General features: G+C 69.8%; 6 protein-coding genes. 3 read left to right on the top strand and 3 right to left on the bottom strand.

Annotated features, from left to right (window positions below; genetic code table 11):
* The first annotated feature begins 667 nt into the window (after positions 1-667).
* Complete coding sequence (locus OHA55_RS36185) at positions 668-2266, top strand: ISL3 family transposase (protein WP_266714741.1); 1599 nt, start codon at positions 668-670, stop codon at positions 2264-2266.
* A gap of 27 nt (positions 2267-2293) precedes the next feature.
* Here OHA55_RS36185 and OHA55_RS36180 read toward each other — a convergent pair whose 3' ends face one another.
* Entirely contained in the window at positions 2294-2863 is a 570-nt protein-coding gene (locus OHA55_RS36180; protein WP_266714739.1) for a suppressor of fused domain protein, read from the bottom strand.
* A 197-nt stretch (positions 2864-3060) separates the two neighbouring features.
* Between OHA55_RS36180 and OHA55_RS36175 the strand changes: the two genes are divergently transcribed.
* Positions 3061-3819, top strand: a complete 759-nt coding sequence (locus OHA55_RS36175) for a MerR family transcriptional regulator (RefSeq protein WP_266714737.1) — start codon at positions 3061-3063, stop codon at positions 3817-3819.
* Positions 3820-4283: 464 nt separating this feature from the next.
* The gene (locus OHA55_RS36170; RefSeq protein WP_266714735.1) at positions 4284-5714 is read left to right on the top strand and encodes a serine/threonine-protein kinase; all 1431 of its coding nucleotides are present in this window, start codon (positions 4284-4286) and stop codon (positions 5712-5714) included.
* Positions 5715-5763: 49 nt separating this feature from the next.
* Here OHA55_RS36170 and OHA55_RS36165 read toward each other — a convergent pair whose 3' ends face one another.
* Together OHA55_RS36165 and OHA55_RS36160 are read right to left on the bottom strand one after the other, a co-directional pair.
* The gene (locus tag OHA55_RS36165) at positions 5764-5901 is read right to left on the bottom strand and encodes a hypothetical protein (RefSeq protein WP_266714733.1); all 138 of its coding nucleotides are present in this window, start codon (positions 5899-5901) and stop codon (positions 5764-5766) included.
* Positions 5902-5917: 16 nt separating this feature from the next.
* Positions 5918-6811 carry a neutral zinc metallopeptidase gene (locus tag OHA55_RS36160; protein ID WP_266714731.1) on the bottom strand — a complete coding sequence of 298 codons (894 nt, stop codon included), beginning with the start codon at positions 6809-6811 and terminating at the stop codon, positions 5918-5920.
* Positions 6812-7053 lie beyond the last annotated feature (242 nt).

Here is a 7053-nt window from a genome sequence, read left to right as displayed (position 1 = left end):
ACGGCGGCTGCTGGAGACGTACCGGGGGTAGCGGCCGCCGTTGAAGCGGGATGGCGGAAACGTGTCGACCGGCGGCACGGGAACGCATCGGCGGGAGAGGGCGTCGCGTCCGCGGCGCGGTAGGGATCTTGCGCCCCGGAGTCGGCCTGGGGTCGGACCTGGAAAGCCTTGCAGATCCTGCCGTCACGCCCGGCTGGCACCGGTTCACGGGATGGACCGGGTGGCTGACGAGGCCGGGCGAGCGACACACGGGTCCGCCGAGAGTGGTGTATGCCCCGATATGCGGGAGCTGTACGGGGGAGCCACGCCGTCGCCCGGCACCGGCACGAACGGGTCCTCCTCGGCATCGGGGACCGGGACGTCGGCTTCCCCGGCCGTGCGCTGCGCCTTCCGGAGGGCAGCCGCCCGAGGCTGTGCCCCCGACGTTCTCGGAACCTGGGGGTCCGCCACGTGCACATCATCCGCTGGAAGGGCTTCGCCGCACTTCTCACCGAGAACGTGCACGGTCGGCAGCCGAGGCGATCACTGGCTTTGTTCATGAGAATGGGTTCTGGCTCAACTTCTGTGACGCGGCCACTCTCCGTGACTGCTGGGCCTCTTCGAGCTGGGGGTGAAGTTGCCTGAAAATGATCCCTGGGTAACGCAGTCGGGCTGAATGTTCAGGGCCGTGGAAGAGGTCCTGCTCCTGCTGAAGGAGTTGTTGTTCCCGTCGATCGCGGGCGTCGCGGTGCTGTCGGTAGACGTGAACATCGCGATCGTGCGCGTTGACGCGCAATGCACCGCCGAAGGCGCCGTGTGCCCAATCTGTGGCACCTGGTCGAACCGGTTTCACGGTTCCTACCTGCGGTTTCCTGCTGATGTTCCCAGCGGAGGCCGACGGGTTGTCCTTCAATTGAAGGTCCGACGGTTCACCTGTGGAAACTCGGACTGCGCACGCCGTACCTTCGTCGAGCAGATACCGGGCCTGACGCGCCGGCACAGTCAGCGGACCGAACGGTTGCGCTCGACCCTGGCGTCGGTCGGCTTGGCGCTCGCGGGCCGGGCCGGGGCCCGTATCGCCGGCGTTCTCGGCGTTTCCGTCAGCCGCAGCACGGTGCTTCGTCTGGTGGACGCGCTTCCCGAGCCCGAGGTGGCCGCACCACGGGTTATCGGCGTTGACGAGTACGCGACCCGGAAGGGCCGCCACTACGGCACAGTCCTCATCGACATCGAGACCCGCCGCCCCATCGACCTGCTGCCCGACCGGGAGGCGTCCAGCCTGGCGGCCTGGCTCGCCACGCGGCCGAGCGTTGAGGTGATCTGCCGTGATCGGGCGCCGTTCTTCGCCGAAGGTGCCACCGTCGGCGCTCCGCAGGCGGTCCAGGTCGCGGACCGCTGGCACCTCTGGCACAACGTGAGCGAGGCTGCCGAACGGGCCGTCGCTCAGCACCGCCGCTGCCTCCGCGCCCTTGGCACGGCCGCCCCCGATCCCGATCCGGAGCCTGCGCCGGAGAAAGATCCCTCTGGCTCGCCATGGCCGACCGGCCATCGTTTCGCCGACCGCACCAGGGCCCGGCACGCCGACGTCCACGCACTGCTGGAAGCCGGGCACAGCCGTCGCTCGGTCCAGCGGCAGCTCGGCATGACCTGGCTGACCGTCAAGCAGCTCGCTGAGGCCAAGGCTCCGGAGGAGCTGTTCACCGGCCAGTGGCAGAACCGGCCCTCGGTCCTCGATGATCACAAGCCCTACCTGGACGACCGGTGGAACGAGGGCTGCACCAACGCCTGGAAGCTGTGGGAAGAGATCGTGCCGCTCGGCTACAAGGGCAGCTACCAGCGCGTCCGCGCCTACCTGCACAAGAAGCGCACCTCCCCACGACCGGTAGTCGCCCGGCCGCCCTCACCGCGGACCGTCTCCGGGTGGATCCTCAGCCGACCGGAGACCCTCACCGAGCCCGAACAGATCCAGCTCAAGACTCTCCGCACGCACTGTCCCGAGCTCGACGCCCTCACCCGGCATGTCCGCTCCTTCGCGATCATGCTCACGCAGCGCCAAGGTGAACACCTGCCAGCCTGGCTCGACGCCGTCCGGCAGGACGACCTGCCCAGCCTCCACACCCTCGCCGCTGGCATCGACCGCGATCTCGACGCCGTCACCGCCGGACTCACTCTGCCCTGGAGTTCGGGCGCGGTCGAAGGGCATGTCAACCGGATCAAGATGCTCAAGCGCCAGATGTTCGGCCGAGCCAGCTTCTCGCTCCTACGCAAGCGAGTCCTGCTCGCCTGATGCTGTCCACCAGCTGGCCTCCCCAGATTAGATCGCGGGGCGCCGGAGCACGTTGGTGGGCTCCCAGTCGCTCTTCCAGAAGGCTTCAAGCCCGTACTCGTTGATGAACTGCCGCTCGACCTCGTGGATGGGGTACATCCCTTGGATGTTGATCACGTCGTGGCCCTCGTGTCCCGGAATGCCGACGTCGATGCCCAGGTAGTCCTCTCTGTCGAGGACCAGCGGCGCGAACACGCAGAATGCCGTCATCTCTGACTCGGGCACGATGCGCTCACCGAAGTTGATCGTGCCGCCGTAACTGAATGGGCAGGTTCCACGGAGCTGCTCGGCGAGGAAGCCCACGGCGTGGGCCCAGATCACGTTGGTCGAGTTCACGCTGAGGCAGAGTTCCGGCGAGCCGTGCTGCCAATCGGGATGCTCCGCCAGCGACAAGCCGTAGGTGAGCGCCGTGAGAAGCCCGTCCGGCAGGTTGTCGTAAACGATCTCCGTAACGCCCCGCAGCCCCTGCTTGGTCGACTCGACAGGGAAGAAGCCGGGCTCCCTTGTTCCGGAAAGTCGATCAAGATGGGCGAGGTACTTCTCAACGCGACTGGCCATGCGTCCAGCCTGCACGATCGCTCACCGGTGCACGCCACCGGGGCCGTCACCGGTAACGCTCCGCAGCAGGTCCACAGAAGTTGAGCCAGAACCCATTCTCATCAACAAGGCCAGTGATCACGGACGTGGCCACCACTTGAACCTCACGCGGCGTGAGGCCTCACAGTGGGGGCGTGTGCAGAAGAGAGGGCGGGAGCGTGGGCTACTCCGTGGGAGAGGTCGCCGGATTCGCTGGGGTCACGGTGCGAACTCTGCACCACTACGAAGAGCTCCGGCTGCTCAGCCCGGGAGGCCGCAGCAGCGCCGGCCACCGACGGTACAGCGAAGCCGATCTCGACCGGCTGCAACGGATCCTGTTCTACCGGGAGCTCGGCTTTCCCCTCAGAGAGGTCGCGGTCCTGTTGGACGATCCGGAATCGGATTCGCGGGAGCACCTGCGTCGCCAGCATGTCCTGCTGACCGGCCGGATCGCCCGGCTCCAACAAATGGCCACGGCCGTCGAACACGCCATGGAGGCGAACAAGATGGGCATCAACCTCACGCCCGAGGAGCGATTTGAGGTCTTCGGGGACCATGACCCCGAGCGGTACATGCCGGAGGTCGAGCGACGCTGGGCCCACACGAGCGCCTACAGGGAGTCCGCCCGCATGACGGCCTCGCACACCAAGAAGGATTGGAAGCGGCTGCGCGACGACACGGACGACCTCCGCCAACGGTTTGCCGCGCTGCTCGGCGAGGACGCGGCGGCTGACTCCGAGCAGGCTATGGAACTGGCGGAGGAGCACCGGAATTGGATCGACCGCAACTGCTACACCTGCTCGCACGAGATGCACACGTGTCTGGGCGAGATGTACGTCGCGGACAAGCGCTTCACGTCCTATTACGACGCGGTCAGGCCTGGCCTGGCGCTGTTCGTACGGGACGCGATTCTTGCGAACGCGGTCCGCAGCATCTGAGGCCCCGTTTGAAGCATGCTGGGGTCGCGGGGCTCTGTGCCGCACCTCGCGGCTTCGCCGTCGGTCGCCGACGCTCCGCGTCGACTCCCTCCTCCGCCCTGCGGCGCACCGCACGGGCTTCGTTCCCCGATCCTTGGGTTCTGACGGTCCTCGCGACACCCGCGATCTGTGGGAGTCGCGAGGACCGTGGTCGTTGGACGCGATGATCCTGTGGGATTGCGCACCCGGGGCGGCCGCCCCGGGCAGGAGGTGCTTCAGTACGTCCCACCCGTGGCCGGTGGCCGCCGCCGAGAGTGATCAGCACGGGTCGCCGCACGCATACGGTCGCCGCACGTACGACCGAGCGGATCAGGACTGCCGGATCATCAGCGCGGGGGTACTCCCGCCACACCGGGGTACCCGCGTCCCGAAGCGCGCCGGGAACGGCTCGGTCAGGGCACCCGCCCTCGACAGTGGGAGAGGGAATGAGGCTTCAGGACTTCGCGCAGCACGCCGCGTCCCTGGGCACCGCCGAGATCGTGGGCGGCCGGTACCGCTTGGACGGGCTCCTCGGCTCGGGCGGCGCGGCGCACGTGCACCGCGGGTTCGACCTGCGGCTGCGCCGGCCGGTGGCGGTCAAGGTCTTCCGGCAGGACGCGGGCGTCGACTTCGAGGTGAGCCTGCTCAACGAGGCCGTCATACTGGCCCGACTGGACCACCCCGGCCTCGTCACCGCCTACGACACCGGACAGCACGACGGACGCCCTTTCCTGGTCATGCGGCTGGTCGAGGGCGACAACCTGCTCAAGCGGATCGCCGAAGGGCCGCTGCTCCCCGCCGCGACCGCCGCTCTCGGCGCGGGCGTCGCCCAGGCGCTGGACCACGCGCACGAGACGGGCATCGTCCACCGCGACGTCAAGCCGTCCAACATCGTCCTGGACGCTGCCCGCCGCCCGCACCTCATCGACTTCGGCATCTCGCGGATGCTGGACGACCCCTCCCGCACCACCGCCGGCACCCTCGTCGGCACCGCCGCCTACCTCGCCCCGGAGCAGGTCCTCGGCCGCCCCGTCGGCCGGGCCGCCGACGTGTACGCGCTCGGCCTCGTACTCCTCGAGTGCCTCACCGGCAGGCTGGAGTACGACGGTATCCCCGTGGAGGCCGCGATCGCGCGGCTGCACCGGGCACCCGCGCTGCCCCCCGGCCTGCCCGACCGACTGGCCTCGCTGATACGGGACATGACCAGCCTGGACGAGCAGGACCGGCCCACGGCCGGTGGGTGTGCCCGCGTCCTGACCGCGCTGGCCGACGAGGACCGCACGGCTCTCGTACCGACGGCGAACGCCACGAGCCCCGTCGCGGCCGGGCAGAGCGCGCCGCGCACGGCGGGGCACACGCACCGGAGCCCGGCGCCGGCCGAGGCGCGGCCCGCGCGCCGGGCGCTGCCCGCGCGGGGACGGCTTCTGTTCGCCGGAGCGTCCGTCGCGCTGGCCGCCGTCACGATGACCGCCTTCGCCGTCACCGACGCCCCGACCCCGCCCGGCGAGGGCCGCGGCGCCTCCACCGCGTCCCGCACCCCCGGGGGCAAGCGGGACGACGGTGACCCCGCCGCGGGCAAGCCGGGCACCGCCGCCACTGCGGTCGGAGCGCGGGGAACGTCCCCGGCGTCCTCCTCTCCGCGTCCGGGCGCGGCTCCCGGCGCACAGCCGGACGCTTCCGGGACTGCGCGGCCGCAACCGGCCAGTTCGACCGGTCCCGTGGCCACGGCGGGGCGGGGAGCGGCGTCCGACGCCCCGCATCTGCCGCCGGGCCAGGCCAAGAAGGCGGAGAAGGAAGCTGCGAGGACGGATGCGACGCGGAAGCCCGGCCGGGGCAACTCCGCCTGCACTCCGCCCGGGTGCGGCCCCCGCTCGTAGCGAGGGACCGCACCCGGTGAGGAGCCGCACCGGGACGGCGCTCGCGGCGTCAGCCGCGACCGGCGCCCATGGTGGGCGGGACCGCATCGACGCCCCAGCCCGTCCGCCGGTCGGAGAGGTCGATCCCGGCGATCCTCATGATGCACGTGGCCGATTCGGGCTCCGCCTCGAAGATGCGGCGTCGCACGCGCCCTGGCCTCGATTCAGGCGAACGTGTTGCAGGTGTCGACTTTCCCGGACCGGTAGCCGGTGGTGAACCACTTCTGACGTTGCGCCGCAGAGCCGTGCGTCCAGGTGTCCGGCGTGACGCTGCCCTGGTACTTCTCCTGGAGACGGTCGTCGCCCACGGCGGCGGCCGCGTCCATTCCTTGACCGATGTCCGACTCCGTGAGTTCGGTGATCAGGGGCTTGCCGCTCTTCGGGTCGGGAGTCGTGGTCGCGTGGTGGGCCCAGACTCCGGCGAGGCAGTCCGCCTGGAGTTCCAGCTTCACCGAGCCGCTGTCCCGGCCCTGGCCGCTGCCGCGGGAGATGGTGCCGTTGAGGTCCTGTATGTGGTGCCCGTACTCGTGCGCGACGACGTACGCCTCGGCGAAGGGGCCACCCTTGGCGCCGAACCTGCCGGTGAGTTCGTCGAAGAAGCCCAGGTCGAGGTAGACCTTGTCGTCGGCGGAGCAGTAGAAGGGGCCCACCTCGGACGTCGCGTTGCCGCAGCCGGTGCTCACACTGTTGGTGAACAGCCAGGTCGGGGCCTGCGTGTAGGACTTCCCGGCCGCCGACTCGGTCTGCTTCCAGAATGCCTGGAGGCTGTCGACCACGGCCACGATCCGGCAGTCTTCCTTCGTGTTGGCGTCGGCACCCGTCCGGCAGTCCGCTGCCAGATCGGCGGCACCGGTACCACCGGATCCGCCGGCTTCGGTGGCGGGGTCCGAGCTGAGCAGACCGGGGTCCACCCCCAACACCACCGACGCGATCAGCACCAGCAGACCGACCACCCCACCGCCCACGGTCTTCCCGCCACCGGGGATCCCGCTCAAAGCTCCGCCCCGGTTGTCCTGGACCTCGGAGGTGTCCAGGGCAGCGTCTTCGTCGAACTCCATCAGCTGACTCTCCCTCACGGCGTGCCGGTACACCCTGCGTCGCTCGGCATGCGTACCCCGGGAAGCCGCCTCACCCGCCATCGCGACCGAGCGCGATTCCTCGGCCCTCCCCTCGACCACCGGGTTCAGGGAACTTGGCGGCCGGGCCCCGGCACCGAGCAGGTCCAGTCACAACCGCGTGCCCTGGGCAAGAGGGGCAGCTGCCCGAAGGCGACGGAGCGGCGGCGGACCACGCTCGGGGA

It is taken from the genome of Streptomyces sp. NBC_00102 (assembly GCF_026343115.1).
Classification (GTDB): domain Bacteria; phylum Actinomycetota; class Actinomycetes; order Streptomycetales; family Streptomycetaceae; genus Streptomyces.
The sequence above is the reverse complement of the archived record's forward strand: the minus strand, read 5'-3'. Positions and strand labels throughout refer to the sequence as shown.

Excerpts from the sequence above, each read along its gene's own strand:
- OHA55_RS36180 (WP_266714739.1), bottom strand. The coding sequence starts at position 2,863 with ATGGCCAGTCGCGTTGAGAAGTACCTCGCCCATCTTGATCGACTTTCC.
- OHA55_RS36170 (WP_266714735.1), top strand. The coding sequence starts at position 4,284 with ATGAGGCTTCAGGACTTCGCGCAGCACGCCGCGTCCCTGGGCACCGCC.
- OHA55_RS36160 (WP_266714731.1), bottom strand. The coding sequence starts at position 6,811 with ATGGAGTTCGACGAAGACGCTGCCCTGGACACCTCCGAGGTCCAGGAC.